The 25,473-nt window shown below is 71.1% G+C and carries 26 protein-coding genes and 1 riboswitch; of the genes, 7 read left to right on the plus strand and 19 right to left on the minus strand.

What is annotated here, in order from left to right; genetic code table 11:
• Window positions 1-73 precede the first annotated feature (73 nt).
• The 14 genes from OG611_RS30180 to OG611_RS30245 form a co-directional block, all read right to left on the minus strand.
• Window positions 74-1,549, minus strand: a complete 1,476-nt coding sequence (locus tag OG611_RS30180) for an ATP-binding protein (RefSeq protein ID WP_266427327.1) — start codon at window positions 1,547-1,549, stop codon at window positions 74-76.
• A gap of 3 nt (window positions 1,550-1,552) precedes the next feature.
• On the minus strand, window positions 1,553-2,395 hold the full coding sequence (locus OG611_RS30185; protein ID WP_266427329.1) for a bifunctional DNA primase/polymerase: 843 nt from the start codon (window positions 2,393-2,395) through the stop codon (window positions 1,553-1,555).
• Entirely contained in the window at window positions 2,392-2,649 is a 258-nt protein-coding gene (locus OG611_RS30190) for a hypothetical protein (RefSeq protein ID WP_266427331.1), read from the minus strand. Before OG611_RS30190 ends, OG611_RS30185 begins: the two co-directional genes overlap by 4 nt.
• Before the next feature lie 86 nt (window positions 2,650-2,735).
• Entirely contained in the window at window positions 2,736-2,924 is a 189-nt protein-coding gene (locus tag OG611_RS30195; RefSeq protein ID WP_266427333.1) for a hypothetical protein, read from the minus strand.
• 13 nt (window positions 2,925-2,937) lie between these two features.
• Window positions 2,938-3,345: a hypothetical protein gene (locus OG611_RS30200; protein WP_266431316.1), complete on the minus strand. Its 408-nt coding sequence runs from the start codon at window positions 3,343-3,345 to the stop codon at window positions 2,938-2,940.
• 316 nt (window positions 3,346-3,661) lie between these two features.
• Window positions 3,662-5,767 carry a hypothetical protein gene (locus OG611_RS30205; RefSeq protein ID WP_266427335.1) on the minus strand — a complete coding sequence of 702 codons (2,106 nt, stop codon included), beginning with the start codon at window positions 5,765-5,767 and terminating at the stop codon, window positions 3,662-3,664.
• Window positions 5,768-5,769: 2 nt separating this feature from the next.
• Window positions 5,770-7,425, minus strand: coding sequence for a hypothetical protein (locus tag OG611_RS30210; protein ID WP_266427337.1), 1,656 nt, complete (start codon window positions 7,423-7,425; stop codon window positions 5,770-5,772).
• Window positions 7,426-7,439: 14 nt separating this feature from the next.
• Window positions 7,440-7,832 carry a DUF3307 domain-containing protein gene (locus OG611_RS30215; protein ID WP_266427339.1) on the minus strand — a complete coding sequence of 131 codons (393 nt, stop codon included), beginning with the start codon at window positions 7,830-7,832 and terminating at the stop codon, window positions 7,440-7,442.
• Between the two features lie 9 nt (window positions 7,833-7,841).
• The gene (locus OG611_RS30220) at window positions 7,842-8,180 is read right to left on the minus strand and encodes an RRQRL motif-containing zinc-binding protein (RefSeq protein ID WP_266427341.1); all 339 of its coding nucleotides are present in this window, start codon (window positions 8,178-8,180) and stop codon (window positions 7,842-7,844) included.
• The gene (locus tag OG611_RS30225) at window positions 8,180-9,061 is read right to left on the minus strand and encodes a DUF2637 domain-containing protein (protein ID WP_266427343.1); all 882 of its coding nucleotides are present in this window, start codon (window positions 9,059-9,061) and stop codon (window positions 8,180-8,182) included. The genes OG611_RS30220 and OG611_RS30225 overlap by 1 nt, the downstream gene beginning before the upstream one ends.
• The gene (locus tag OG611_RS30230; protein WP_323180283.1) at window positions 9,058-9,351 is read right to left on the minus strand and encodes a DUF6303 family protein; all 294 of its coding nucleotides are present in this window, start codon (window positions 9,349-9,351) and stop codon (window positions 9,058-9,060) included. Before OG611_RS30230 ends, OG611_RS30225 begins: the two co-directional genes overlap by 4 nt.
• On the minus strand, window positions 9,351-9,656 hold the full coding sequence (locus OG611_RS30235; RefSeq protein ID WP_266427348.1) for a hypothetical protein: 306 nt from the start codon (window positions 9,654-9,656) through the stop codon (window positions 9,351-9,353). Before OG611_RS30235 ends, OG611_RS30230 begins: the two co-directional genes overlap by 1 nt.
• Before the next feature lie 185 nt (window positions 9,657-9,841).
• A complete protein-coding gene (locus OG611_RS30240) occupies window positions 9,842-10,084 on the minus strand; it encodes a hypothetical protein (RefSeq protein ID WP_266427350.1) in 243 nt (80 codons plus the stop codon).
• An 810-nt stretch (window positions 10,085-10,894) separates the two neighbouring features.
• A complete protein-coding gene (locus OG611_RS30245) occupies window positions 10,895-11,611 on the minus strand; it encodes a GntR family transcriptional regulator (protein WP_266427353.1) in 717 nt (238 codons plus the stop codon).
• Window positions 11,612-11,667: 56 nt separating this feature from the next.
• On the opposite strand from OG611_RS30245, the gene OG611_RS30250 reads away from it, so the two are divergent.
• The 6 genes from OG611_RS30250 (at window position 11,668) to OG611_RS30275 (ending at window position 18,555) form a co-directional block, all read left to right on the plus strand.
• On the plus strand, window positions 11,668-12,489 hold the full coding sequence (locus OG611_RS30250) for a bifunctional 2-polyprenyl-6-hydroxyphenol methylase/3-demethylubiquinol 3-O-methyltransferase UbiG (RefSeq protein WP_266427355.1): 822 nt from the start codon (window positions 11,668-11,670) through the stop codon (window positions 12,487-12,489).
• A gap of 171 nt (window positions 12,490-12,660) precedes the next feature.
• Entirely contained in the window at window positions 12,661-13,767 is a 1,107-nt protein-coding gene (gene rlmN / locus OG611_RS30255; RefSeq protein ID WP_093899078.1) for a 23S rRNA (adenine(2503)-C(2))-methyltransferase RlmN, read from the plus strand.
• 55 nt (window positions 13,768-13,822) lie between these two features.
• Window positions 13,823-13,939: riboswitch (TPP riboswitch) on the plus strand.
• A gap of 73 nt (window positions 13,940-14,012) precedes the next feature.
• A complete protein-coding gene (locus OG611_RS30260) occupies window positions 14,013-15,125 on the plus strand; it encodes a thiamine ABC transporter substrate binding subunit (RefSeq protein ID WP_266427360.1) in 1,113 nt (370 codons plus the stop codon).
• 140 nt (window positions 15,126-15,265) lie between these two features.
• A complete protein-coding gene (locus tag OG611_RS30265; RefSeq protein ID WP_266431318.1) occupies window positions 15,266-16,879 on the plus strand; it encodes an iron ABC transporter permease in 1,614 nt (537 codons plus the stop codon).
• 2 nt (window positions 16,880-16,881) lie between these two features.
• The gene (locus tag OG611_RS30270) at window positions 16,882-17,907 is read left to right on the plus strand and encodes an ABC transporter ATP-binding protein (protein ID WP_266427363.1); all 1,026 of its coding nucleotides are present in this window, start codon (window positions 16,882-16,884) and stop codon (window positions 17,905-17,907) included.
• 195 nt (window positions 17,908-18,102) lie between these two features.
• Entirely contained in the window at window positions 18,103-18,555 is a 453-nt protein-coding gene (locus tag OG611_RS30275) for an SRPBCC domain-containing protein (protein ID WP_266427366.1), read from the plus strand.
• Window positions 18,556-18,567: 12 nt separating this feature from the next.
• Here OG611_RS30275 and OG611_RS30280 read toward each other — a convergent pair whose 3' ends face one another.
• The 5 genes from OG611_RS30280 to OG611_RS30300 form a co-directional block, all read right to left on the minus strand.
• Window positions 18,568-19,692, minus strand: coding sequence for an LOG family protein (locus OG611_RS30280; protein WP_266427369.1), 1,125 nt, complete (start codon window positions 19,690-19,692; stop codon window positions 18,568-18,570).
• A 54-nt stretch (window positions 19,693-19,746) separates the two neighbouring features.
• Window positions 19,747-20,931, minus strand: a complete 1,185-nt coding sequence (locus tag OG611_RS30285) for a hypothetical protein (protein WP_266427372.1) — start codon at window positions 20,929-20,931, stop codon at window positions 19,747-19,749.
• Window positions 20,913-21,650, minus strand: coding sequence for an ABC transporter ATP-binding protein (locus tag OG611_RS30290; protein WP_266427374.1), 738 nt, complete (start codon window positions 21,648-21,650; stop codon window positions 20,913-20,915). The genes OG611_RS30285 and OG611_RS30290 overlap by 19 nt, the downstream gene beginning before the upstream one ends.
• A gap of 335 nt (window positions 21,651-21,985) precedes the next feature.
• Window positions 21,986-23,365, minus strand: coding sequence for an aspartate aminotransferase family protein (locus tag OG611_RS30295; RefSeq protein WP_072487209.1), 1,380 nt, complete (start codon window positions 23,363-23,365; stop codon window positions 21,986-21,988).
• Window positions 23,350-23,841 carry an Lrp/AsnC family transcriptional regulator gene (locus OG611_RS30300; protein ID WP_030569493.1) on the minus strand — a complete coding sequence of 164 codons (492 nt, stop codon included), beginning with the start codon at window positions 23,839-23,841 and terminating at the stop codon, window positions 23,350-23,352. Before OG611_RS30300 ends, OG611_RS30295 begins: the two co-directional genes overlap by 16 nt.
• 178 nt (window positions 23,842-24,019) lie before the next feature.
• Between OG611_RS30300 and OG611_RS30305 the strand changes: the two genes are divergently transcribed.
• Window positions 24,020-25,459 (plus strand): gamma-aminobutyraldehyde dehydrogenase, encoded by a 1,440-nt coding sequence (locus OG611_RS30305; protein WP_266427376.1) that lies wholly within the window; start codon window positions 24,020-24,022, stop codon window positions 25,457-25,459.
• Window positions 25,460-25,473 lie beyond the last annotated feature (14 nt).

The raw sequence follows: 25,473 nt of genomic DNA on the forward strand, positions 1-25,473 counted from the left end.
CGCCGAACAGCAAGAGGAGCACGTCTGGCCGCGTGGCCGGAGGCGTGCTCCTCTTGCTTGTCGGACCGGCCGGTCAGAGCAGCGGGGATTGCTCGTGCGGCGACGGGACCGGGCGGCGGGTCATTTCGACGTAGCGGCCCTCCCTGGTGCGTCCCCAGTCGATGAGGACCCCTCGCGCGGCGAGGGTGGGCTGAAGGCGCTTGAGGCGGTCCGAGAGGACTTTGCCGGTGGTGGGCCACCCTTTAGGCAGGGGGCGGCAGTCGTCGCCGCTGTAGAGGCCGGTGAGGCTGTGCAGCCACTCCGAGGACGTCATGCGCTGCTCCGTGCCCGGATCGAGGGTGGCGGCGTGCTTGAGGACGGTCTGCGCCATCAAGTCGCCTTCGATGACGTCGTCGTTGAGGTCGTCCAGGCTGGTCCGGTAGGCGTTGAGCGTCTGGAAGCTCATCGCGGCGTCGAGCTGCGCGCACAGGTGAGCGAAGTCTGCCATCCGCAGGTCCGTGGGGGTCTCCGCCTCGGCCGCGCGGACCTTGACCGTGAGGTCGAGCAGGGAGCCGAGGATGACGGGTAGAGCCTCTTCGAACTCCGCCCACAGCTCGGCCTCGGTCCGCCGGACCGTGGGGCGCTCCAGACGCAGGGGCAGGAGGCGTTCGGCGAGGTCGGGGCGGATGACGCCGACGTCGATGCCGGTCAGCAGCAGCGGGCGGCGGTAGCGGGAGCGCACGACGTCACCGTCGCTGAACAGCGCGCGCTTGATGCTCTCGGCCCCGGTGACGATGCAGCACATCAGGTCGGAGAGGTCCGGGGCGAGATGGCTCAGGTTGTCCAGGGCGGTGACCCACCCGGCCGCGACGGCCGTGATCAGGTTCTCCTCGTCCCGTGGCGCGCGGCGCAGGTCGCCGGTCATGCCCTCGATGATCCGCACCAGCATCCGGCCCGCCGTGGACTTGCCGGCGCCCTGGGGGCCGGTGAGGAACGGGGCGGGAACGGGCACGGACGGCCCGAGGCAGCCGACGAGCCAGGCGAGGGCCATGCACTCGGTCTCGGCGGTGGCGAAGTTCGTCAGCCGCAACAGCAGGTCGATGCCCTTGCTGTCGGTGTCGCGGACGGGCATGGGGAGTTCCCCGGTGAGCTGGGTGCGCCGCCAGCACACCTCACGCGGGTCAGGGACGCGGATGTCCCAGCCGGTGGGGTGGATGCGGATGGACTGTCCGTCGTCGCGGCCCAGGTCCAGCCACGTCGCCCCGTCGAACCCGGGGGCGACGCGGATGTGGGTGGGCTGAACGTCCTTGCTCAGCGCCAGCGCTTCGATCAAGTCCAACGCCTCCTTGAGCGAGGTCCCGTTGAAGACGCCGACCCCGTCATTGAAGAGGTCGACCATGAGTTCCTGCCGGTGACTGCCGGTCGTTCCCTGGGAGCGGATCGGGCGGGCCACGGGGTGGCCGATCCGCTGGGCGTAGACGGTTCCCTCGGTGGTGCGGAAGTACCGGAAGTGCGCCTGCGCGTACTCGGTGATGACCTCACGGGCCGGAGTCTTCTCGTCCTCGGGCATGACTCACATCCCCAGTGCGGTACGTGCGTTGGTCCACGCGTCCGTGCAGTGCCGGGGGCTCTCGCCCTTGGCCTGGGCGGCGGTGAACAGCCGAGCGACGTGGGTGTCGGTCAGGCAGCCACACCGGCCATGAGCGGACAGCACGGCGAGGAACGTCCGGTACACGGTCGCGTGCACGCCGCTGCGGGCCTCGGTGATGCGCTGCTCAGCCATGGCAATGCCGCGCTCCAGATAGGCAGGCATGCGATGACGACACTCCCCGCCCCCGGTAGGTGCGGGCGCCGTGATGACGAGCGGTGCGGGCCGGGCTACGGACGGCTCCTTCACGGCCAGCGCGCGCACGGCGTCCGGCAGGTCGGTCATGGTGCCGGTGCCGGGGCCGAGCCACCGGGCGTAGGCCATCGTGGACTTGAGGTCGACACCCTCACGGACACCGTTCGCCGAGCCCATGGCGCCCCGGTAGATCCAGTGCTCGCCACGGGTGGTGGGCACGGTCCGGGTGGCGGGCAGCGATTCACGGGCCCAGGTGATGGCGTCGGCGTTGTCGAGGTCGACGACTGTCAGACCGGCCCCGCCGGGGTGGTAGGCGACGGTCTGCGCCTGCTGCCACGCCGACGTCCATGCGGGGCACTGGAGTACGGCGGGGTCGGTGGTGGCGGCGGCCCAGCCGTGGCACGGCCGCGGGCACCGGCAGGGTCCGGCGGTCTTCATGTTCGGCCGGCCGCCGCAGGCGGTGTACCGGCAGGCGGCGCAGTTCCCGAACGGGAGCTTGCCCGCCCGCAGCGGCAGCACGGGGACCGCGCGGGCGGCCAGGTCCAGGGCGGTGGCCAGTAGAGAGGCGGTCATGCGGCGCTCCTGTTCTGCGAGGGGGTGAGGTGCGGGCACTGCCCGACGCGTACGCAGCCGACCAGTTCGGCGACGGCTCGGCGGCCCCGGGCGCGTTCGTGGTGGCCGCACGTGCACAGCCAGTCCGCGCCGGGGATCTCGTCCCGGCCCAGTCCCCGGATATCGAGACCGGGGCGGATGCCGGTCACGGTGATCGGGCGAACCAAGAAGCGCGACCGGGAGCGGTCTCGCGGGATGGGGACAGGTTGAGTCATGCTGGGTGTCTCCAGTTCTGTAGAAGGTGCTGGCAGGCAAGGGCGGCCCCGGTTCATTGGCGTGAGAGGGGCCGCCCTTGGCGTAGCTACTGCTTGGCGCCGTGGCGGGTGTGGTCGTTGGCGAGAGCGGCCAGATGGCTGGCCTCGTTGGGGGTGACGGCCCGGTAGCGGATGCGGAGGGTGCAGCCGGGCACGGGGCACCGCAGGGTTCGCAGCCACGCGAGGCGGGCGATGGCGTCGGAGATCTGGTCGGCGTACGTCTTCAGGTCGGGCATGGGTGCCTGCTCCTCAGCGGTGGTTGATGGTGCCGTTGGCGCGGCCGAACATGCCGGACGCGGTGATGTTCTGGGTGATGTGGGTGGTCGACCGTCCGCCACTGGTGCCGCTGCGGGCGGTGCGCAGGAGGACGGGGAGACCGATGGCGCCGACTGCGATGAGGGCGACGGTGGCCCAGAGGGCTTGGCTCATGGCGATCAGTCCCGGGGCCGCGTAGGAGAGCCCGATACCGGCAGCAGCGATGCCACCCCCGGTGGTCGGTACGAGGAGGGCGGTGGTCTTGGCCCATGCCGGGATCGGCTGCGCGGCGGGAACCGGGGGCGCGGGCGGGGCCTGTTCGGGGGTGTAGGCGAGGGTGCGGATGCCGCCGGGAAGGGTGACCATCTGGACGCCGGGCGGGATTTCGGAGGGCAGCATCATCGGCCCCGCGGGCGTGGGGAGGTGGGCGGGCTGGTCGGTGGTGCTGGGGGTGTGGGTGGTGATCGTGTACGTGGTGTCATGCACGACGGGGCTCCTTCAGCAGCGCGGGCGCCGTCCCTGGGGGTGTGGGGGTGGCGCCCGCGCTGGCTTGTCGTGTCGCTTGTCGTGTCGCTTGTCGTCTGCTTGTCGTGCGGCTTGTCGCTTGTCTTGTCTTGTCGCTTGTCGCCTTGCAGGTCACAAGCCGTTTCAGAGGCGCGCGGGCCCTCCCCGGGGGTGTTTCGGGGAGGGCCCGCGACAGGCGACAAGGTGGGGCTGCTCAGCCCTGGTCGGGGGCGTGCTGGCGGTGGACGTAGCGGGTCTTGGTGCCTTCCCCGACGCGGACCGCTTCCCCTTCCTCGGCCCAGGTCTTGAGCCACCCGACGACGGTCTGCCGGGTCGTGCCGTGTGCGTCGGCGAGAGCGCGGGCGATGGCCGAAGCGCCGGTTCCGCCGGGCCCGGCGGCGAGCAGCAGTGTGAGTGCGGCCTGTCGTGCGTCGCTGTCACCGGGCTGCAGCGCGGACAGGTTCAGCCCCGGTGCGGCCGGCCGTTCCGGCTGGGCGGTCCCGGGCTCGTCCGTGGTGCCGAACTTCTTGTCGATCTGGTCCATGAACGCCTGCACTGCCGCGTCTTCGTCGGACCCGCCCGCGGGTGCCTGCTTGTCGCGCAGGGCGGACAGGTTCAGCCCTGCGCCGGCCGACGACTGCCCGCTGGTCGCGGCGGGTGCGGTGTCGGTGGGGGTGGCGGTGGTGTCGCGCATCCACTGGGTGCGGTCCGGGTTCCACCGCTGGGCGTAGGCAGTCCCGGCGGCTGTCGCGGACGGGCCGTCGAGCACGGGGTGCCGGTCCGCGGTGGCGGCGACGATGTCCCTGATCTGGTTGGGCAGGATCCGCCACGACTTGAACAGGGCAGTCTCGCTCTCGGGGGTGCCCATGAACCCGGCGCCCTTGTACGGGGCCTGCTCGGGCTTGAGGCCACGGGAGCCGGGGAACTGCTTGCCCAGGTCCATGCCCTCCTTCTCGCCACCGGTCAGCGCGACCCTGACCTTGGCCTCGCGGCGGATCATCAAATTGCCGAGCACGGCCCCGGTCGCGCCGAGCGCGGTCAGGACCGTGCGGGCGCCCATCGCGCGGGCGATACGGATCACTTCGAGGATCCGTTCGCCGAGCTTGCGGACCTCCCGGTCGGTGCTGGCCAGGATCTCCGCGCCCTCGTCGACGACCAGCATGATCTGAGGGATCTGCGGGCTGATGGGCAGCAGGTCGGTGTTCGCCTGGGACATGAGGTCCTGGTAGGCGACCTTGCGCTGTTTCGCGACCCTGACCAGCGCGTCCAGCATGACCATGGCTTCCTTGTGCGAGGCGGCAAGCCAGTCGATCCCGGGCCGCATCCCGTCCACCGGCCGTCCCTGGGCGTCGAACGCGGGGCGGGCCCAGGGCAGGCCGGCCGACCCGGCGTTGAGGTCGATGACCCAGGTCAGCACGTCCTCGGCGCGGGCGAACCCGGCCAGGATCGTGTGGACCATGTTCGTCTTGCCCGACCCGGTCGGCCCGACGACCAGGGCGCACTGCTCGCGCAGGTACGCCTTGATCTCGTCGGCGTTGGTCCGCAGTCCCCACGGGATGCCGGTGTGGATGGACAGACGGCTGTAGTCGGAGGGGTAGAAGACCTCCTGTTCCAGCACGTTGACGTTGGTGACGTCGATCAGGACCCGGCCCTGATCGATGCCGGGCCCCGCGGTCGCGGTGCAGCCGTGCGGCAGACGAGCATCCGCGCTCAGCTTGGCGGACTCCTTCGCGATCCGGTCGTACGTGGTTCCGCCCGCCGGGAGTTCGGCGTCGATCGTGAACCCGGTGCCGGTCGGCCACATCTCCACTCCGAGGACCCGCAGGGTGATGCCGCAGACCCGCTGTACCCGGTCGACCCACTCGGCTGCGATCGCGCGGCGGTCGGCGGACAGTTCCAGGGCGACCTGCCGGGCGGCGGCGGCCAGGGCCTCTTCCTCGCGGGCCTCTTCGTGGAGCCGGGAGGAGTGGGTGGCGGCCCCGATGCCGACGCCGAGTGTGGCGAGGGATCCGAGGGCGGCCCAGGTCAGGGGCCCGGTAGTGATGGCCCAGGTGGTCCACCCGGCCCCGGCGAGCCAGGACGCGGCCCGCAGGGCGAGGGTGCGGGCCGCGAGACGCTCGCGCAGCCCGGCAGCGCTGTGCCCGATCGCCCCGGCGGTGCCGACGACCAGGGCCCAGGCGGGCGGCATGCCGGTTGCGGTTGCGGTGGTGGCCAGGGCGAAGGCTCCGGTGGTGGCGGACAGAGCGCCGGTCACGGGTCCGTGACCGGCAGCCCAGTCCCACACCGGCCCCGTGCTGGCGGCATTGGTGTCGGTGGTCATGATCAGACGTTCCAGCCCTTCTCGGCCTCGGTCCCGTTGCGGGGGTCCTCGTGGCGGGCGATGTCCTGCTCGTGGACCCGCCGGAAGATGTCGGGCAGTTCCTCGGCCCCGGCAGCGGCCTTGATGAGGAGGTCGTAGATGTCGTTGAACCCGGCCGCGACCTCCTTCTCCAGCGGGAACTCGGAGTCGGAGCGCTCGGCGAGGATCTGCATCACGTGGGCGATCATCTTCAGGGCCTCGGGCAGACCGTCGACCATGGCCAGGATCTCCATGCAGCCGTCGGGCTCGTAGAGCATGGCCGCGGCCTGCATCTCGGTGGCGGCTTCCTCGAACTTGAATCCGGACACGTTCTCTCCTCCACTGATCACTGCGGGGGTGGTGCTGGGGACCAGGTGCGCGGGACGCTCCACCCGGTCAGCAATGTCGTTCGGGTCCTGCTCGTCCGCCGCCTCGGCGGCGGCCTCTTCCTCTTCGAGACGGGCACGAATGGCCGCATCCCGGTCCGATTTCTCCTCCTGCGCCCGGTTCAGCAGGTGCCGGTACAGGCGGCGGCCCGGGTGCATCAGCCACGACCAGCCGAGCCTTCGGCCCAGCGGAGTCGTCAGCAGACCCAGGACGCCGAGCGGCGCGGCCAGCAGCGCGGCGAGGAGGCGGCGCTGCTGGAACCGGGCGGCGGACCGCCACAGTGCCCGCCGCGCAGCCCGACGCGCGGGGGCCTTACGGACCTCGGCGCGCTTCCCTTCCACGGCCTGCTCGGTGCGCTGGTCGCGCCGCCGGCGGCGCTTCTCCCGCATCGCGCGGGCCTTGGCGGCCACCACGGCACGGGCCCGGCCCAGCCGCCCCGGCCGCTTCACCCCTCCCGACCCGCCCGGTCCGCCGGGACGGTCGGAGGGGCTCTTGCCGGACGTGGTGGCAGGGGTGGTGCGGGCTGCGGCCTTCGCGGCCCGGCGGCTGTCCGCCACCGCCCGCCGGGCCGCGGTGGTCTGGGTGCGCTGCGCGGCACGGGTCGGCGCTGCGGCCCTCTGCGCGGCCCGCAGCTCTTTCACCTGCCCGATCCGCCCCGCGCCGCCCGAACCCGCCTTGCCGGTACGGGGCTTGGCCGGGGTGGCCGAGCCATGACGGGTGGTGGGGGAAGCGTGAGCCCCGGTGGTCCGGTGGGGGCTGCGCTGCTTGCCCAGTGACACCCCGGTGCCGGACTTTCCTCCGGCGCGGTTGGCGCCCCTGGCCGTGCGGGCGCCCGCCTTGCGAGTGGCCCCGGAGGCGTGGCCGGCGGACATGCGGGATACACCGGACCGGCCGCCCGCGCGGGCCCCGGTCCGGTGGGTGGCGCCGGTGGCCGCATGGGTGGCGGCCCGGGTCCGGGCCCGGCGGGTGCGGGACGCCGCGGCCACGCCGAGCGCACAGGCGCCCGTGGCGGCCACCGCAGCAGCCACCGGCCCACCGGCCAGAGCAGCCGCGGCCAGGGCAGAGACAGCGGAATTGGCGCTGGTCACCGCGAGCGGAAGAGCGGGCCAACCGCCCGGCGTGTGCGCGACCGTGGCCTTGGCGGGCTGCGGTGTGGTGGCGGGCGCCGGACTCTCGGCCCGGGGCGCGACGGGGGCGGGCGCGGTAGTGGTGTCTCCAGCTACCGGTTCGGTCTCGGTGCTGAGTTCGGTCATGCCGAGCACTCCTTTCAGGCAGCGAGGAAGAGAGCGGCGACGAGCAGGGCGACGATGTGGGCGGTCTGGTCGACGTGCGCGGCACCGCCGCGGCTGATCCAGTCCTCCGAGCCGGTGTGCGTCATCCACCAACGCACCGGCCACCGCCGGTCGATCACCGCGTGCGTGGCACCGATCCACACGACCGCGGCCAGGGCGGGCAGCAGCGGGAGCCGCCACCCCAGGACCGCCGCACCCAGCACGAGCAGGAGGCCGCAGACGACGACGTGGGTGACGGAGTGGCTGAGGTTGGCCGCCCAGCCCTTCCACCCGGGCCCGGCCTTGTGCTCGGCCTGATGGTCGGTCTGAAACGCGTAATCGGCGATCAGGTGGCCGACGTAGAGCAGGAACGCGATGTCAGCGAACACGTCTTCTCCTCAAGCGGCGAGAGCGGGAGCGATGTCGTGGCACGTGACGCACATGCCGAGCGAGCGCGGGATGCAGTACCCGGCATCCCGCCGGCAGACCGGGCAGGTCCGGCGGGCGGTCATAGCCTTGGCGAGAGCCGCGGCCCGGCCCGGCGTCATCGGGCGGACCGGCTTGGCCTGGTCGATCCGGTAGAGGTAGGCGACCAGCGGTTCCCGCCGCCGTCGGGGCCGTTCGAGCTGAGCGGCGACGTCCTGACCACCGGGCCGCAGCCCTAGCGCGCGGAGCTGGCGGCGGGTCGCGTAGCCGTCCGGGGCGAGGCGCCACCGGTAGACGGGAAGTGCGGCCATCACATGGCCTCGGCTTCGACGGCCCGCAGGTGGGGACGGGAGGGCTCTTCGTCGTCTCGGACGGCGAGGATCTGCTTGCGTCCCCACGACTCGCTCATGCCGAATGCCTCGCCCAGCGCACGGGCACTGAGCGGGCGGCCCGCCTGTACGGATTCGCCGTACGCACGGCGGGCTTCCTGCCGCATCCTCTCCAGTTCCGCTTCCTCGAACTGGTCACGCGACAGGGCCGCGTCGGTGGTCTCTTCCTCCGGCGTGCGGTCGGTGTGCGGGGCGTGCGGATCAGGCTCCTGCACAGCGTCCGCATGGGCCGCGACCTGCGCGGACGACTCCATGACGGGCAGCGGTGCAGGGGGTTCGGCCGCCTCGGCGGCGGGTGTCTGCGCGGGGTGTGCGGGGGTGTGCGGGGCGGGTGCGGATTCCTGCCCGTCCGGCACCCGCACGGTCTCTGCGGCGGTGTGGTGGTGCAGCACCTTCGCGACCAGATCCGACCCGAAGAAGATCGCACCGACCGGCAGGGATGTCGCGACGAAGACGAGTGCGTAGTGCGCGATGTCCCAGTGTGCGAGGCGGACCATACCGGCGTCCGGCTGGTGCAGTGCGGGGACCAGGCCGTGCACGTAGTTGAGGACCAGCGACGCGACTGTGTACCCGCCCAGAACCTTGAGGGCGAAGTGCCGGTCCTCGCCGACCAGGATCAGGGTGGCGATCAGGGCGAGAGCCATCAGGCCGTCCACGACGAACGGGTAGAGGGTCGCCGCGGCAGGATCGGCACCGACCGCACGGGCGATGTCACGCATGGCGTTCCAGGACACCCGGAAGGCCATGCCGACCACGGCGACCAGCGCGACGACCAGGAGCACGCGGGGGTTGATGCGCTTCATGCCGCACCCCCGTCGGCCGGGCCCGCCGGGCGGACCGGGATGGAGGCCAGCAGCAGGACCGGCGACGTGTCGTCGCCGTACGTCTCGTTGTCCTCCGTCCACCCCCACTCGGCCCCGTCGACGGCCACGAACCCGAACCGGGCGAGCACCCGCGAGCGCTCGCCCGCCGTCGGCACGGTGAGCGTGGGACCGAAGTGGTGCTCCGGCCAATGCAAGACGGGTACGCCCATCAGCACGACGTACAGGCGCCACCGGCCGCCGCGGTTGGAAATCTGTGCGATGTGCTCCATCACGCGGCCACCGCCGAACCGGCCGTGCAACCCCGCGCCACGCGGCGGTTCGCGCGGCGCGGGCGCCGGCCGTCCGGCCGCCGCTTCAGCGGCAGCGTCCGCAGCAGCGACTCGGCGTAGGCCGCGGTCTCCGGGTCGCTCTCGCGGAGCTCCGCGAGCACCTCGTGTGCCACGTCCAGCCGCGCCGCCCGCTCCATGGCGGACTCGACGGCCGGGCCGGTGAACAGCTCCAGGTCGATGCCCAGGGCCAACTCGACGAACTCGGTCGCGGTAACGGGCTCGCGACCAGCAACGATGCTCTTCATGGGTCGTTTTCTCCTAGTCGTGGGACGGCCCGAAACTGCGGCCCCGGTGGTAGGACACCGGGGCCGCGGGCCGTTGAGTGGTTCCGCCCGACGATGCGAGCGGTTCGGCCACCACTTGGTGGCCGTAGTGCCCCGGGCCGGATTCGATCCGGCGCCCTCTCGGCGGGGTGCCGGGGCTGTGGGGGTCAGTCGAGGTCGAGGCAGTCGGGGATCTCGCCGTCGCGGAGTGCGGCGGCGATGTTCCGGTAGTCGGTGGCGTTGGACCTGGCGACCTGGGCGCATTTGGCAGCCACGGCCTGGGTGCGAGGGCCGTTGGTCATGTCGGCTGCGGCGCGGTCGCCATCGAGCGCGGCCGCGTCCGAGCGCTTGGCCTCGGCGGTGAAGTAGTCGGCCTCGTCGTTGAGGCGGGCACGGCTGAAGCGGGACATGCGGATCTCCTTCGGGATCAGATGCCGGTGACTGGGGTGCGGGCCCGGCGCTGCAACACCGGACCCGCCTTGCACTTGCTTCCACAGCTGGAGTCGTCCCTGAGAACCTGGCTCCCCTCAGCCCCGCCCGTACAGCCACGAGAAGCGGCCGGACGGGCGGAGGAGGCAACCGGCGCAGCGGCTGCTGCGAAGGTGTCCCGACTCCGCGAATCACCGGGTGTCCCGGCTCGTTCGCAGATCGGGTGGACGCGAAGGGCATTGCTGCCCGTGCCGGTCCAGCGCACGGGCAGCGCCCGGATTCTTCGTCGGTGCACGTCGACCTCCGGGGAAGGCGGACATGGGTACGTGGTGCAGGTCGCGATCTCTGCCCTTGTCTCACCGCACGTGAAAGACCCCTTGGTCGACCCGAAGGGCGACCCGGAGCAAGGTGCTTGCTGTCTCGTGTACTGCTCGTGCGGCAGGGCCTGCGGCTTGTCGCAGATGCCTGTCGTTCTGTGTCCACTGTTCAGTTCTCAAGGAACAGGGCTTCCTTTGGGCTCACTCCCGTTGTGGGACCCTCCGGGCGCTCTGGCTGTGCAGGTCGAAGCAGCCCAAACAGGGCCCCTTCTGGCGTGGCAGAGCCGCCCCTCTCCGAAAGTTCCGGATCGGGCGGTGGCCACAACAAGAGACTGGACCGGTGGACCGGTCCAGTCAAGCGACGAGGTTGCTTGCGTCGTTCTCGCTGGGTGAGTAGATGCTGGTGGGGGGTGGTTTTGGGGCAATAAAAAAAGCTGGACCAGTGGACCGGTCCAGCTCTCTTTGGGTTCGTGGCTACATCGAGTAGGTGTCTACCTGCTCGAAGAAAGAGGACGGTGTGACGCCTTCCTCGCAGACCAGCGGGCGGCCCTGCTCGTCGTATGCCGTGTGCAGCAGCACGGCCACCGGCGTATTCGGCGGCACGCTCAGGCGGCCTGCCTCCGTCTCCGTGGCGAGGCGCACGGTGGTCACGTCCACCCCCTCAGTCGGAGTCCGTCCCGTCTGGCGTCGGACGTAGCGGGTTGTCCCCTCGGCGATCGGGGCCGTGTCGGCAAGTCGCGGTGACGCCTCCGCGATCTCAGGAGGAAACCACGCCTCGACGCAGCTATTCGGCGTCCCGTCCGGGAGCTGGAGGATGCGAACGCGCCGAAGCGCCTTCACCTCGGGGGAGAGTCCAAGCGTGGCGGCGACGCGGGCGGGAGGTTCCGCCCAGTCAGGCGTACCGACGCGCTGGAACGGCATCCCGCCCAGGATGCGCGCCGACCCAGCGCGGCGCGCGCCGGCGGGACGTGCCACGGGCGTTTCCGTGACGACGAACCCGGTTCCCTGCTTGGCCACGACCACGCCGTCGTTACGCAGCACGTCGACGGCCTTGACGGCGGTGGCTCGTGACACATTCCACTGCTCAGCCAGCTCGCGACCCGACGGGATCGTGTCCCCGGGGGCGATCTCCCCAGCGGCAATGCGTGCGCGCAGGAACTCTGCGATCTCTTCATACTTCAGGACTGCCATGGCTTCCCCTATTCCCTGCGCTGGACTGGTCCACCGGTACACACGATACTGCGACCATGTCGAATCTCGAATTGGCTCCCTCCGTGATGCGGTTCTATGGCGAGACGGTCAACGAGGACAGTCGTCTGCGTAGCTCCGCAGACGGTCGGATGGAACTGCTCAGGACTCAAGAACTCCTCCGACGCTTTCTGCCCCCCGCGCCGGCGCGCGTGCTCGATGTGGGCGGGGGGACCGGGATTCACGCTGAATGGCTCGTGAAGGACGGCTACGAAGTCGCTCTAGTCGATCCGGTGCCTCGTCACGTTGAGGCCGCGTCGGCGGTGTGCTCAGCAGTCGTAGGCGACGCGCGCGACCTGCCCGAGCCGGACGACAGCTTCGACGTCGTGCAGCTCCTCGGCCCGCTCTACCACCTGCCCGACCCTGTCGACCGGCAACGGGCGCTGGCGGAGGCTTCCCGCGTCGCCAAGCCCGGCGGGCTGGTCGCCGCAGCCGCGATCAATCGCTATGCGTCGCTCTTCGAGCACGTTACGTACGCCCACCTGCACACCGAACGAATCCGTGCGTCCGTCTCCAAGATTCTGGAGACGGCCGTCTACGACGGTGTGCGGGGATTCACTCTGTCGTATTTCCACCGGGCCGAAGAGCTTGTGACGGAGCTGGTCGCCTCTGGGCTGGAGGGCGTGCAGGTCTTCGGCATCGAAGGCCCCGCATGGTCGCTGGTGAAGGCAGCGGAACAGCAGCCAGGCGAAGGCCCCACGGATGAGCTGATCGCCTCAGCCATGGAGGCGGCCCGCATGGCAGAGCCGTACCCGGAACTCCTCGCCGCCAGCTCGCACCTCTTGGCCGTTGGCACGGTTCCGTCCAACAGTGTCGACTGACGGCCCTGACCTGCGGGCGGAGCTGTGGCGCCGGGCCGTGTGTGGGCCGTCGGAGGGTCGCCGACGACGACCCACAACCACCAACAACGACCGGCACCGCCCGGCCCTGGTGGTCACTGAGCTGGGCGACGGCCCGGCGCACCTCGGCGTGTCTGCGACACTGAATGAACCATGCCTAAGCCCGGAGAACTCACTTTCGTCGCGCCCCGCGGAGCCAAGAAGCCGCCGCGGCACCTCGCCGACCTCACGCCCGCCGAGCGCAAGGAAGCCGTCGCCGCGATCGGCGAGAAGCCGTTCCGCGCCCAGCAGCTCTCGCAGCACTACTTCGCGCGGTACGCGCACGACCCGGCCGAGTGGACCAACATCCCGGCCGGATCGCGGGACAAGCTCGCCGAGGCGATGTTCCCCGACCTGATGTCGGTGGTCCGCCACATCAGCTGCGACGACGACACCACCCGCAAGACGCTCTGGAAGCTGCACGACGGGACGCTCGTCGAGTCCGTCCTGATGCGCTACCCGGAGCGGGTGACGATGTGCATCTCCTCGCAGGCGGGATGCGGGATGAACTGCCCGTTCTGCGCGACGGGGCAGGCCGGTCTCGACCGCAATCTGTCGACCGCCGAGATCGTCCACCAGATCGTCGACGGGATGCGGGCGCTGCGCGACGGGGAGGTTCCCGGCGGTCCGGCGAGGCTCTCCAACATCGTCTTCATGGGCATGGGCGAGCCGCTCGCCAACTACAACCGGGTGGTCGGCGCGATCCGCCGACTGACCGACCCCGAGCCGGACGGACTGGGGCTCTCGCAGCGCGGGATCACCGTCTCCACCGTGGGCCTGGTGCCTGCGATGCTCCGCTTCGCGGACGAGGGCTTCAAGTGCCGTCTCGCCGTCTCGCTGCACGCGCCGGACGACGAGCTGCGCGACACCCTCGTTCCCGTGAACACGCGGTGGAAGGTGGGCGAGGTGCTGGACGCCGCATGGGAGTACGCGGAGAAGTCCGGTCGCCGCATCTCCATCGAGTACGCGCTGATCCGTGACATCAACGACCAGGCGTGGCGCGGTGACCGGCTCGGCCGGCTCCTCAAGGGCAAGCGGGTCCACGTCAACCTGATCCCGCTGAACCCCACGCCCGGCTCCAAGTGGACCGCCTCGCGCCCCGAGGACGAGAAGGCGTTCGTCGAGGCGATCGCGGCCCACGGGGTGCCGGTGACCGTGCGGGACACCCGCGGCCAGGAGATCGACGGGGCCTGCGGGCAGTTGGCGGCGGCCGAGCGCTGAGGTCACTCCCGGACAGGCGCCGAGGCCCGTGTAGCCTGGGCCTGAAATCAACTTCATATTCCGACAGGGGAGCGCCACAGCGCTGAGAGTGCGGCACCGAGGACAGGTCGGCCGCAGACCCTCTGAACCTCGCCCGGGTCATTCCGGGTAGGAAGTTCGGTCATCAACTCATGCTGTTGCGCCCTGCCCGCTTTTCGCGGGTGGGGCCGCGTCTCTTCCTGGCCAAAACCCAGGAGGAATCCACAATGAGCACCACGCGCAGGACCAGGCAGCTCGCGGCATCGGCCGTCGCCGCCGCACTCGGCGTCACCGCACTCGCCGGGTGCGGGAGTTCCGACGACTCGGCCTCCGGTTCCGGCGGCACGAAGGGCTCGGGCTCCAAGACCGTGACCCTCGTCAGCCATGACTCCTTCAACGCCTCCAAGGACGTACTGAAGGAGTTCACCAAGGAGACCGGCTACACCGTCAAGGTGCTGAAGAGCGGTGACGCGGGTGTCGCGCTCAACCAGGAGATCCTGACCAAGGGCTCCCCTCGCGGCGACGTGTTCTTCGGCGTCGACAACACGCTGCTCTCCCGCGCCCTCGACAGCGGGCTCTTCACGCCGTACGAGGCGAAGGGCATCGACCGGGTCGCTGCAGACACCCGGCTCGACGCGGACGGGCACCGGGTCACCCCGATCGACACCGGCGACATCTGCGTCAACTACGACAAGAAGTACTTCGCCGACAAGAAGCTCGCGCCGCCGCAGTCCTTCGACGACCTGGCGAAGCCCGCGTACAAGGACCTTCTCGTCACCGAGAACGCCGGGACCTCGTCGCCCGGCCTCGGCTTCCTCCTCGGCACCATCGCCACGTACGGGGAGAAGGGCTACCAGGACTACTGGAAGAAGCTGGAGAGCAACGGCGTCAAGGTCGTCGACGGCTGGGAGCAGGCGTACAACGAGGAGTTCTCCGGCTCCGCGGGCGGCAAGAAGGCCAAGGCCGACCGGCCGCTCGTCGTCTCGTACGCCTCCAGCCCGCCCGTCGAGGTGCTGTACGCGAAGCCGCAGCCGGCGAAGGCGCCGACCGGCGTCGCCACCGGGACCTGCTTCCGCCAGATCGAGTTCGCGGGCCTGCTGAAGGGCGCGAAGAACGAGGCGGGCGGCAAGGCCCTGCTGGACTTCCTGATCAGCAAGAGGTTCCAGGAGGACATGCCGCTCAACATGTTCGTGAACCCGGTCGCCAAGGACGCGAAGCTGCCGGAGCTCTTCACGAGGTTCGGCGCGACGGTGGACCGGCCGACGACCGTCGCCCCGGACCTGATCGCCAAGAACCGTGAGCAGTGGGTCCAGTCGTGGTCCTCGCTCGTAGTGAAGTAACGAAGAGTCCCGTACGCGGGCCGGACGCGAACGGGAACGGCGGGAACGGCGAGGGCGGGAAGGGTCCTCGGGACCGGTCGGCGCACGCGCGGTCGGCCCGTGCGAAGGCCCGGCGCGGGAGCGCGGTGCGGCTCGGCCTGATGGCCGTGCCCGTCGCGTTCTTCGCGCTGTTCTTCGCTTACCCGGTCGCCGCGATCGTCGGCCGCGGACTGAAAGCGGACGGCGTCTGGCAGTTCGGCCGGATCGGCGAGGTGCTGACCCGGCCGGACATCCGCGACGTCCTCTGGTTCACCAGCTGGCAGGCGCTCGCCTCGACCGCGCTGACCCTGCTGATCGCACTGCCCGGCGCCTATGTCTTCGCCCGCTTCGACTTCCCCGGCAAACAACTGCTGCGGGCGGTCGTCACGGTGCCGTTCGTCCTGCCGACCGTGGTCGTGGGGACGGCCTTCCTGGCGCTGCTGGGACGCGGTGGATTCCTCGACGAGCTCTGGGGCGTACGGCTCGACACCACTGTCTGGGCGATTCTGCTCGCCCATGTCTTCTTCAACTACGCGGTGGTCGTACGGACGGTCGGCGGGCTGTGGGCCCAGCTCGACCCCCGGCAGGAGGAGGCCGCCAGGGTGCTGGGCGCGGGGCGGTTCGCCGCCTGGCGGCGGGTCACCCTGCCGGCCCTCGCACCCGCGGTGGCCGCGGCCGCGCTGATGGTCTTCCTCTTCACCTTCACCTCCTTCGGAGTCGTGCAGATCCTCGGCGGTCCCGGGTACTCCACGCTGGAGGTGGAGATCTACCGGCAGACCGCACAACTGCTCGCCCTGCCGACGGCCGCCGTGCTGACGCTGGTGCAGTTCGCCGCGGTGGGCGCGATCCTCGCCGTGCACGCGTGGACCGTACGGCGCCGGGAGACCGCGCTGAAACTGGTCGACCCGGCTCGGACCGCACGCAGGCCGCGCGGTGCCGGGCAGTGGGCGCTGCTCTGCGGGGTGCTGCTGACCGTACTGCTGCTGATCCTGCTGCCGCTCGGGGTACTGGTCGAGCGCTCGGTGGACACCGCCGGCGGTCATGGTTTCGACTTCTACCGTGCGCTGGCGTCCGTGGACGCCGGTGGCGGTACGTTCCTGGTCGCGCCGCTCGAAGCGATCTGGAACTCCCTCCAGTACGCGCTGGTCGCGACGGTCATCGCCCTGGTCATCGGCGGGCTCGCCGCCGCGGCGCTGACCCGGCGCGCCGGCCGGCTCGTGCGCGGCTTCGACGCGCTGCTGATGCTGCCGCTCGGGGTGTCGGCGGTGACCGTCGGCTTCGGCTTCCTGATCACCCTGGACAAGCCGCCGCTGGATCTGCGGACTTCCTGGATCCTGGTGCCGCTTGCTCAGGCGCTGGTCGGTGTGCCCTTCGTCGTACGGACCATGCTGCCCGTCCTGCGCGCGGTGGACGGGCGGCTCAGGGAGGCGGCCGCGGTGCTCGGGGCGTCACCGCTGCGGGCCTGGCGGGAGGTCGATCTGCCGTTGGTGCGACGGGCGTTGCTGGTCGCGGCCGGTTTCGCGTTCGCCGTCTCGCTCGGTGAGTTCGGCGCGACGGTCTTCATCGCGCGGCCCGACCGCCCGACGCTGCCGGTCGCCGTGGCCCGGCTGTTGGGGCGGGCCGGGGAGCTCAACTACGGCCAGGCGATGGCCCTCAGCACCATCTTGATGGTGGTCTGCGCCGTCTCGCTGCTGCTGCTCGAACGTATCCGCACGGACCGGTCCGGGGAGTTCTAGAGATGCTGACACTGGAATCGGCCACGGTTCGCTTCGGCGAGCGGGCGGCGCTCGACGCGGTGGACCTGGACGTCGCCGAGCACGAGATCGTATGTGTGCTCGGGCCGAGCGGAAGCGGCAAGTCCACCCTGCTGCGGGTGGTCGCCGGGCTGCATCCGCCGGACGGCGGCCGGGTGCTGCTGGACGGCGCGGACCAGGCCGGGGTGCCGGTGCACCGGCGCGGTCTCGGCCTGATGTTCCAGGACCACCAGCTCTTCCCGCACCGGGACGTCGGCGCCAATGTCGCGTTCGGGCTGCGGATGCACGGGGTGTCGCGCCGCGATCAGGAGCGCAGGGTCGGTGAACTCCTCGACCTGGTGGGCCTGCCCGGCGCCGAACGGCGCGCCGTCGCCGCGCTGTCCGGCGGTGAGCAGCAGCGTGTCGCCCTTGCGCGGGCCCTCGCCCCGCGGCCCAAGCTGCTGATGCTGGACGAGCCGCTCGGCCAGCTCGACCGCGGTCTGCGTGAGCGGCTCGTCGTCGAACTGCGCACGCTCTTCGGGCAGTTGGGCACTACGGTGCTGGCGGTCACGCACGACCAGGGCGAGGCGTTCGCCCTGGCCGACCGGGTGGTGGTGATGCGCGACGGGCGGATCGCCCAGGCGGGCACCCCGCTGGAGGTCTGGCAGCGGCCCGCCTCCGCATTCGTCGCACGGTTCCTGGGCTTCGACAACGTGGTCGAGGCGACGGTGACCGGCACCGTCGCCGACACGGTGTGGGGCAAGGTACCGGTGCCCGAGGGCACGCCGCAGGGGGCCTGTGATCTGCTGGTGCGTCCGGCCGGGGTCCGGATCGGCGCCCCGGACGAGGGGCTGCGCTGCGTGGTCGGGACGCGTACGTTCCGGGGCAACCACGTCGCGGTACGGCTGACACCGCATGGCGGTCCGGTCCTGGAGGCGGCGTGCGCGCTGCGGGACGCCCCCGAGGAAGGTGCGGCGGTCGGGGTCGTCTTCGAGGCGGCGGAGACCGTAGTCCTGCCCGCCCGCTCCTGACCGGGCGCTTCCCGCGGCGTTCACCGGACCGGACGCGCCGGAGGCGGCACCGGTCGCGGGAGTCGGCCATCGGCCGGACGATTGCCTGATGCCCCGGAGCGCGGCTCCGGCCGCCCCGGGGACCACCGGCACGTCTTCGTGGACAGCCCCGGGGCCGTGCAGCAGAACCGGAACGACTCCGGGAAGGACAGGGACATGACCGAGTCAGCACGCGAGGGCATCGACATCACCCGCATCCTCCAGGCCCCGCGGGAACGGGTCTTCGAGGCCTGGACGACGCCCGAGCACTTCGCGGCCTGGTACGGCGGTGACGCCGAGGTGCCGCTCGACAGGGTGTCGATGGACGTCAGGCCGGGCGGTGCCTGGAGCCTGGTCATGGTGGTGCCGGGCGTCGAGATGCCGTTCCACGGGGTCTACCGGGAGGTGGTGGCCCCGGAGCGGCTGGTGTTCACGATGAAGGACGCCTCCGCGCCCGCCGATATCGAGGGCGAGACCGTCACCGCCACCTTCACCGACCGCGGCGACAGGACCACCGAGATGGTCTTCCAGCAGCGCGGCGGCAACCTCACGGCCGAGCAGTACGCGGCGGCCGAGGACGGCTGGGAGGCGTTCTTCGACGCGCTCGTGGCCCGGCTCGCGTCCTTCTGAACCGGCCCCGGCCTACGGTCTCGCCGACAGCCGGGCGAGCGCCTCGGGGGCCTCGTCCACCGTGTCCACGAGCGCGATCCGGGGCGCCATCGCCCGGCCGGCGGCCAGCGCGCGCAGCAGCGGCCACGCGGGCAGCGTGCGCGTCCAGTGGGTGCGGCCGACCAGCACCATCGGGGTCGGCCCGCCGAGGGAGCCGTAGTAGTTCGGCGTCGTGTTGTCGAAGATCTCCTGTACGGTGCCGGCCGCGCCGGGCAGGAAGATCACGCCCGCCGTGGACCGGGTGAGCAGTCCGTCCTCGCGGAGCGCGTTGGCGAAGTACTTGGCGATGCGGTCCGCGAACGGGTTCGGCGGCTCGTGCCCGTAGAACCAGGTGGGGATCGAGACGGAACCGCCGCCGCCCGGCCAGCGCCCGCGTACGTCGAAGGCGGCCAGCGCCCAGTCGGTGACCGACGGGGTGAACGAGGGCGCCACGGCCAGCAGCGCGCAGGCCTCGTCCAGCACGGGATCGGGGTGCGGCGCCGTGTACGCCCCGAGGTTCGCGGCCTCCATCGCGCCGGGCCCACCGCCGGTGGCCACCGTCAGGCCGTTCCGGGCGAGTGTCCGTCCCAGCCGGGCCGCGGCCGCGTACGGGGCGCTGCCGCGGGCGGTCGCGTGGCCGCCCATGACCCCGACCACGTGGGCGCCGGCGAGGAACTCGTCCAGCGCGTCGGAGACCGCGTCGTCGTGGAGCGCCCGCAGCATCGACGCGAAGGCGTCGCCGTTCGCCCTCGTCTGCTGGAACCAGCGGTAGGCGCGGGCGTCGGGCGTCGCCGCGTATCCGCCGTCCGACAGCCCCGCGTAGAGCACGTCGGGGGAGTAGAGCCTGCCGCGGTACGGATCGAAGGGGAGTCCGGGCACGGGCGGGAAGACGAACGCGCCGTCGGCCCGCACCTTCGCCGCCGTCCCGGGCTCCATCCGGCAGCCGAGGAACACGGCGCCGGACGTATCCGCGGCCAGCAGGGCGGCGCCCCGGTCGGTCAGGTCGACGGACTGGATCCGGTGTCCGGCCAGCGTCCCCGAGGCGACCGCCTCGTCGAATTCGGCGAGCGACTCGATCTCGGGGCCGGGCAGGGAACTGATGTTGTCCGGATTATCCACGTTGTCATGCTACGTAGCGGCCGCCGGACCGGCCCCGGGCCGCGGCGCGCGACCTCAGGCCGTCAGCGGCAGTGCGGCCAGCTCCGCGATCAGCCAGGTCAGCGGGGCGAAGACGAGCAGCAGTGCGGCGGCGCGCAGGGCCGTCGCGGCCCGCAGCGCCGATGCCGGGGCGCCGAGCCGCAGCAGCGCCTGCGCCGTCTGCGCGCGGGCCTGCCTCGCCTCCAGCGCCGAGGTCAGCAGCGTCGCCGTCGTGCAGCCGAGCACGAGTGCCGCGCCCAGTGCCGTGAGCGGGCCGGGGCGGTGTGCCCCCGCCCCGTACAGCGCGGATCCGCCGACAGCCGTGGCGAGCACCGCGCAGACCACACCGAGCGGCCGGCCGATCCGGCGCGACTCGTCCATCAGCACCCGGCCCGCCAGCAGGCGTACGGCGCCGGGGCGCACCGCCTGCAGCAGCCGCCCGCACAGATGGGCCAGGCCCGGACCCGCCACGGCCAGCCCGACCGCCGTCAGCGTCCATCCCGCCAGCATCCCGGCCGGGGTGGCGTCGAGCCTGCCGGGCAGCGGGAGCAGGCTGTGGCCGTCGCCCCGGCTCATGTACGCCTCCACGGCGAGGCCGACCGCGGTCAGCGCCACGCCCCACGGCAGCCCCGTCGGCGGCGCCGCCGGATCGGGTGCCTCCGGCTCCGTCAGGACGTCCGAGGAGGCGTTGTCCGGGGCCGCCGTCGAGACCGGCTCGGCGTGCATCGCGAGCGCGCTCGCCGTCGCCGCGGCCACCGGGACCAGGGCCAGCAGCACGAGCGCGGCGGCGAGCGGCAGCGGGGCGTCGGCGTCGAGCAGCCCGGCCGCCGCGCCGTCGAACGGCAGCCCGGACAGATCACCGCGCAGATGCAGGAAGAACAGCAGCGCCACCATCGATCCGAGAGTGCAGGAGACGGCGGTGGAGACCGCGGCGAGCACCGCGAGCCGGACCGGCCCGAGGCCCACCGCGGACAGTCCGGAGCGCGGCCGGGTGCTCGGGTCCGTACGTGCCACCGCGACCGCGAACTGCACGGTGGCGGCGAGCGGCACGAAGCACCACAGCAGCCGCAGCACGGCCCCGGTGGAGTGCGCCGGGTGCCCCGACGCGTAGCCCAGGGTGCACAGCAGCAGGAATCCGACGCCGGCGGAGGCGGCGGCGACCAGCAGTCGCCGCAGCAGGACCAGCGGATGGGAACCCCGGGCTAGACGGAGAGCGAGCACGCCGCGCGGCCTTCCGTATCGGACACGGCGGGCAGGGCAACGGTGGCGACGCGGCGGCCGTCCAGCAGCGGGACCGTGCGGTCGGCGAGGGTGGCGATCTCCGTGTCATGGGTGGCGAGCACGACCGTGATGCCGTGCGAACGGGCCGCGCTGGTGAGGGTGCGCAGCACATGCGTCCGGTCGCTCCGGTGCAGCGTCGCGGTCGGCTCGTCGGCGAAGATCACCGTGGGGGCGGCGGCCAGGGCACGGGCCACGGCGATCCGCTGGCGCTGCCCCTGGAGCAGGGTGTGCGGTCGCTGTCTGGCGCATGGGCCGATGTCGAGCCGTTCCAGCCACTCCAGGGCGGCCTTCTTCGCCTCCCGGCGGGGGGCGCCGCGCAGCAGCAGCGGAAGGGCCGTGTTCTCCCAGGTGTTCAGCTCGGGCACGAGCTGGGGCTCGGGGGCGATCCAGCCGAACCTGTCGCGGCGCAGCCGTTCACGCAACCGGGGTCCCATGGTGTGGACGGGGACGCTGTTGAACCACACCTCGCCCTGCTCGGGCACCAGTTGACCGGACAGACAGTGCAGCAGGGTCGTCTTGCCGCAGCCCCGGGGGCCGGTCACGGCGAGGATCTCGCCGTCGCGGACGCCCAGGGAGACGCCGCCGAGCGCGGGTGAGCCGTTGTGGGAATGGCGCAGGGAACGCGCCCAGATCACGTCGTTGTCCGGCGGGGCCACCATGGCGTACACCTCGGTTCAGATCGTAATTCTCGTCCCCCGTACGGGGGAACGAAGAGAGAGCCGATCGGTCACTCGGCACCGTAAGGATTCGAACCGCGGTGAGCGCACAGCACACGGCCCGGATGCGCCCCTTCCCACTCGAATGGGCGCATCCGGGCCGTGCGGACCGTATGAGGATGACGGCTGGAAGCCGGTCAAGCAGTGGTCAAACGAGGGTCAAGCCGGAAAGACCTGTCCGACGGGCCGGGGGCGCGGGAGCCCCTGACCCGCCGGACGGACGGCCGGGCAGCCGACCGGCGGCCGATCCGTGGTCGACCGGCCGGTCGTCGTGCCGGTCAGAGCTTGGTCCACGCCTCCGTGAGGACGGTGCGCAGGATGCCCTCGATCTCGTCGAACGTCGACTGGTCGGAGACCAGCGGCGGTGCGAGCTGGACGACCGGGTCGCCGCGGTCGTCGGCCCGGCAGTACAGACCGTTGTCGTACAGCGCCTTGGAGAGGAAGCCGTACAGGACGCGCTCGGTCTCCTCGTCGGTGAAGGTCTCCTTGGTGGCCTTGTCCTTCACCAGCTCGATGCCGTAGAAGAAGCCGTTGCCGCGGACGTCGCCGACGATCGGCAGGTCGAGGAGCTTCTGCAGCGTCGTGAAGAAGGCGTTCTCGTTGTCCAGGACGTGCTGGTTGAGGCCCTCGCGCTCGAAGATGTCGAGGTTGGCGAGGCCGACCGCCGCGGAGACCGGGTGGCCACCGAAGGTGTAGCCGTGCAGGAAGGTGTTGTCACCCTCGTAGAACGGCGCGGCGATGCGGTCCGAGACGATGCAGGCACCGATCGGGGAGTAGCCCGAGGTCATGCCCTTGGCGCAGGTGATCATGTCCGGCACGTAGCCGAACTTGTCGCAGGCGAACATCGTGCCGAGGCGGCCGAAGGCGCAGATGACCTCGTCGGAGACGAGCAGCACGTCGTACTTGTCGCAGATCTCGCGCACGCGCTGGAAGTATCCGGGCGGCGGCGGGAAGCAGCCACCGGCGTTCTGCACCGGCTCCAGGAAGACCGCGGCGACGGTCTCCGGGCCCTCGAAGAGGATCTCCTGCTCGATCTGGTCGGCGGCCCAGCGGCCGAAGGCCTCGGGGTCGTCGCCGTGGATCGGAGCACGGTAGATGTTGGTGTTCGGCACCTTGTGCGCGCCGGGGACCAGCGGCTCGAAAGGGGCCTTCAGGGCCGGCAGGCCGGTGATGGACAGGGCGCCCTGCGGGGTGCCGTGGTAGGCGACCGCACGCGAGATGACCTTGTACTTGGTCGGCTTGCCCTGGAGCTTGAAGTACTGCTTGGCCAGCTTCCAGGCGGTCTCCACGGCCTCGCCGCCACCGGTGGTGAAGAAGACCTTGTTGAGGTCGCCCGGTGCGTAGTCGGCCAGGCGCTCGGCCAGCTCGACGGCCTTCGGGTGGGCGTAGGACCACACCGGGAAGAAGCCCAGCTCCTGGCCCTGCTTGTAGGCCGCCTCGGCGAGCTCGTGACGGCCGTGACCGGCGTTGACCACGAACAGGCCGGACAGGCCGTCCAGGTAACGCTTGCCCTGGTCGTCGAAGATGTAGGTGCCCTCGCCACGCACGATGGTGGGAACGGGCGCGTTCTCGTAGTCCGACATGCGGGTGAAGTGCATCCACAGGTGGTCGTACGCGGTTCGGCTGAGGTCCTTGCTCACGGCTATCGGGTTCCCCACATATAGGTCTGCTTCTTGAGCTTCAGGTACACGAAGCTCTCGGTGGAGCGCACGCCGGGGAGGGTCCGGATGCGTTTGTTGATCGTTTCCAGCAGGTGGTCGTCGTCCTCGCAGACGATCTCCACCATCAGGTCGAAGGAGCCCGCGGTCATCACCACGTACTCGCACTCGGCCATGGCCGACAGCGCCTCGGCGACGGGATCGAGGTCGCCCTCGACATTGATGCCGACCATCGCCTGCCGCCGGAACCCCACGGTGAGGGGATCGGTGACGGCGACGATCTGCATCACGCCCTGATCGAGCAGCTTCTGGACGCGCTGCCGCACGGCCGCCTCGGAGAGGCCCACGGCCTTGCCGATCGCGGCGTACGGACGGCGCCCGTCCTCCTGGAGCTGCTCGATGATTGCGAGGGACACGGCATCGACCGCTGGTGACGATCCGTTCCCGGTCCTGGAGTCTGCGCTGCGACTGGCCACGCATCCACTGTGCACCGGGACTCGTCTGTCTGGCAACCCCGAATCGATGAAATTCGTTGTTTGAAGGTCCAGATCTCACTGAATCCGAAGTTCACGGCGGTTGGGCATGTCGAAAGCGACACCCGAGCGACTACCCTGGGCATCTCACCCATTGGACGTGTCGACAGGAGGGGTGGTTGTGACCACCGAGGTGCGCCGTCTGCGCAACTACATCAACGGAGAGTTCCGGGACGCCGCTGACGGGCGGACCATCGATGTGGTCAACCCGGTGACGGAAGAGGTCTACGCGACCTCGCCGCTCTCCGGACAGGCCGATGTCGATGCCGCGATGGACGCCGCCGCGGCCGCTTTCCCCGCCTGGCGCGACGCCACGCCCGCCGAGCGCCAGAAGGCCCTGCTGAAGATCGCGGACGCCTTCGAGGAGCGCGCCGAGGACCTCATCGCCGCCGAGTCGGAGAACACCGGCAAGCCGCTCGAACTCACCCGCACCGAAGAGGTCCCCCCGATGGTGGACCAGATCCGCTTCTTCGCGGGTGCGGCGCGGCTGCTCGAAGGCCGCTCGGCCGGGGAGTACATGGAGGGCCTCACCTCCATCATCCGGCGCGAGCCGGTCGGCGTCTGCGCGCAGGTCGCGCCGTGGAACTACCCGATGATGATGGCCGTCTGGAAGTTCGCCCCGGCGCTCGCCGCGGGCAACACCGTCGTCATCAAGCCGTCCGACACCACCCCGGCGTCGACCGTGCTGATCGCCGAGATCATCGGCCAGATCCTGCCCAAGGGTGTCTTCAACGTCATCTGCGGCGACCGGGACACCGGCCGTGCGATGGTCGAGCACCCGACCCCGGCGATGGCCTCCATCACCGGCTCGGTACGGGCCGGCATGCAGGTCGCCGAGTCCGCCTCCAAGGACGTCAAGCGGGTCCACCTGGAGCTCGGCGGCAAGGCCCCGGTCGTCGTGTTCGAGGACACCGACATCGCCAAGGCCGTCGAGGGCATCTCCGTCGCGGGGTACTTCAACGCCGGCCAGGACTGCACGGCCGCGACCCGCGTCCTGGTCCACGAGTCCATCCACGACGAGTTCGTCACCGCGCTCGCCAAGGCCGCCGCCGACACCAAGACGGGGCAGCCGGACGACGAGGACGTGCTGTACGGCCCGCTCAACAACGCCAACCAGCTGAAGCAGGTCAGCGGCTTCATCGAGCGCCTCCCCGCCCACGCCAAGGTCGAGGCGGGCGGCCACCGGGTCGGCGACAAGGGCTACTTCTACGCCGCGACCGTCGTCTCCGGCCTCAAGCAGGACGACGAGATCATCCAGCACGAGGTCTTCGGCCCGGTCATCACCGTCCAGAAGTTCACGGACGAGGCCCAGGCCGTGGAGTACGCCAACGGCGTCGAGTACGCCCTGGCCTCCTCGGTGTGGACCAAGGACCACGCCCGCGCCATGCGGATGTCCAAGAACCTCGACTTCGGCTGCGTGTGGATCAACACCCACATCCCGCTCGTCGCCGAGATGCCGCACGGCGGCTTCAAGAAGTCCGGCTACGGCAAGGACCTCTCCGCGTACGGCTTCGAGGACTACACCCGCATCAAGCACGTCATGACCTCGCTCGACGACTGATATCCCGTCAGCAG

Source organism: Streptomyces sp. NBC_01363 (assembly GCF_026340595.1).
Lineage (GTDB): Bacteria > Actinomycetota > Actinomycetes > Streptomycetales > Streptomycetaceae > Streptomyces.

Bases quoted from the DNA above. Each gene is read 5' to 3' on its own strand.
- OG611_RS30190 (WP_266427331.1), bottom strand. From the start codon at position 2,649: ATGACTCAACCTGTCCCCATCCCGCGAGACCGCTCCCGGTCGCGCTTC.
- OG611_RS30250 (WP_266427355.1), top strand. From the start codon at position 11,668: ATGTCGAATCTCGAATTGGCTCCCTCCGTGATGCGGTTCTATGGCGAG.
- OG611_RS30205 (WP_266427335.1), bottom strand. From the start codon at position 5,767: ATGACCACCGACACCAATGCCGCCAGCACGGGGCCGGTGTGGGACTGG.
- OG611_RS30200 (WP_266431316.1), bottom strand. From the start codon at position 3,345: ATGATGCTGCCCTCCGAAATCCCGCCCGGCGTCCAGATGGTCACCCTT.
- OG611_RS30275 (WP_266427366.1), top strand. From the start codon at position 18,103: ATGACCGAGTCAGCACGCGAGGGCATCGACATCACCCGCATCCTCCAG.
- OG611_RS30245 (WP_266427353.1), bottom strand. From the start codon at position 11,611: ATGGCAGTCCTGAAGTATGAAGAGATCGCAGAGTTCCTGCGCGCACGC.
- OG611_RS30180 (WP_266427327.1), bottom strand. From the start codon at position 1,549: ATGCCCGAGGACGAGAAGACTCCGGCCCGTGAGGTCATCACCGAGTAC.
- rlmN (WP_093899078.1), top strand. From the start codon at position 12,661: ATGCCTAAGCCCGGAGAACTCACTTTCGTCGCGCCCCGCGGAGCCAAG.
- OG611_RS30260 (WP_266427360.1), top strand. From the start codon at position 14,013: ATGAGCACCACGCGCAGGACCAGGCAGCTCGCGGCATCGGCCGTCGCC.
- OG611_RS30270 (WP_266427363.1), top strand. From the start codon at position 16,882: ATGCTGACACTGGAATCGGCCACGGTTCGCTTCGGCGAGCGGGCGGCG.
- OG611_RS30195 (WP_266427333.1), bottom strand. From the start codon at position 2,924: ATGCCCGACCTGAAGACGTACGCCGACCAGATCTCCGACGCCATCGCC.
- OG611_RS30290 (WP_266427374.1), bottom strand. From the start codon at position 21,650: ATGGTGGCCCCGCCGGACAACGACGTGATCTGGGCGCGTTCCCTGCGC.
- OG611_RS30265 (WP_266431318.1), top strand. From the start codon at position 15,266: ATGGCCGTGCCCGTCGCGTTCTTCGCGCTGTTCTTCGCTTACCCGGTC.
- OG611_RS30235 (WP_266427348.1), bottom strand. From the start codon at position 9,656: ATGAAGAGCATCGTTGCTGGTCGCGAGCCCGTTACCGCGACCGAGTTC.
- OG611_RS30210 (WP_266427337.1), bottom strand. From the start codon at position 7,425: ATGACCGAACTCAGCACCGAGACCGAACCGGTAGCTGGAGACACCACT.
- OG611_RS30225 (WP_266427343.1), bottom strand. From the start codon at position 9,061: ATGAAGCGCATCAACCCCCGCGTGCTCCTGGTCGTCGCGCTGGTCGCC.
- OG611_RS30220 (WP_266427341.1), bottom strand. From the start codon at position 8,180: ATGGCCGCACTTCCCGTCTACCGGTGGCGCCTCGCCCCGGACGGCTAC.
- OG611_RS30230 (WP_323180283.1), bottom strand. From the start codon at position 9,351: ATGGAGCACATCGCACAGATTTCCAACCGCGGCGGCCGGTGGCGCCTG.
- OG611_RS30185 (WP_266427329.1), bottom strand. From the start codon at position 2,395: ATGACCGCCTCTCTACTGGCCACCGCCCTGGACCTGGCCGCCCGCGCG.
- OG611_RS30240 (WP_266427350.1), bottom strand. From the start codon at position 10,084: ATGTCCCGCTTCAGCCGTGCCCGCCTCAACGACGAGGCCGACTACTTC.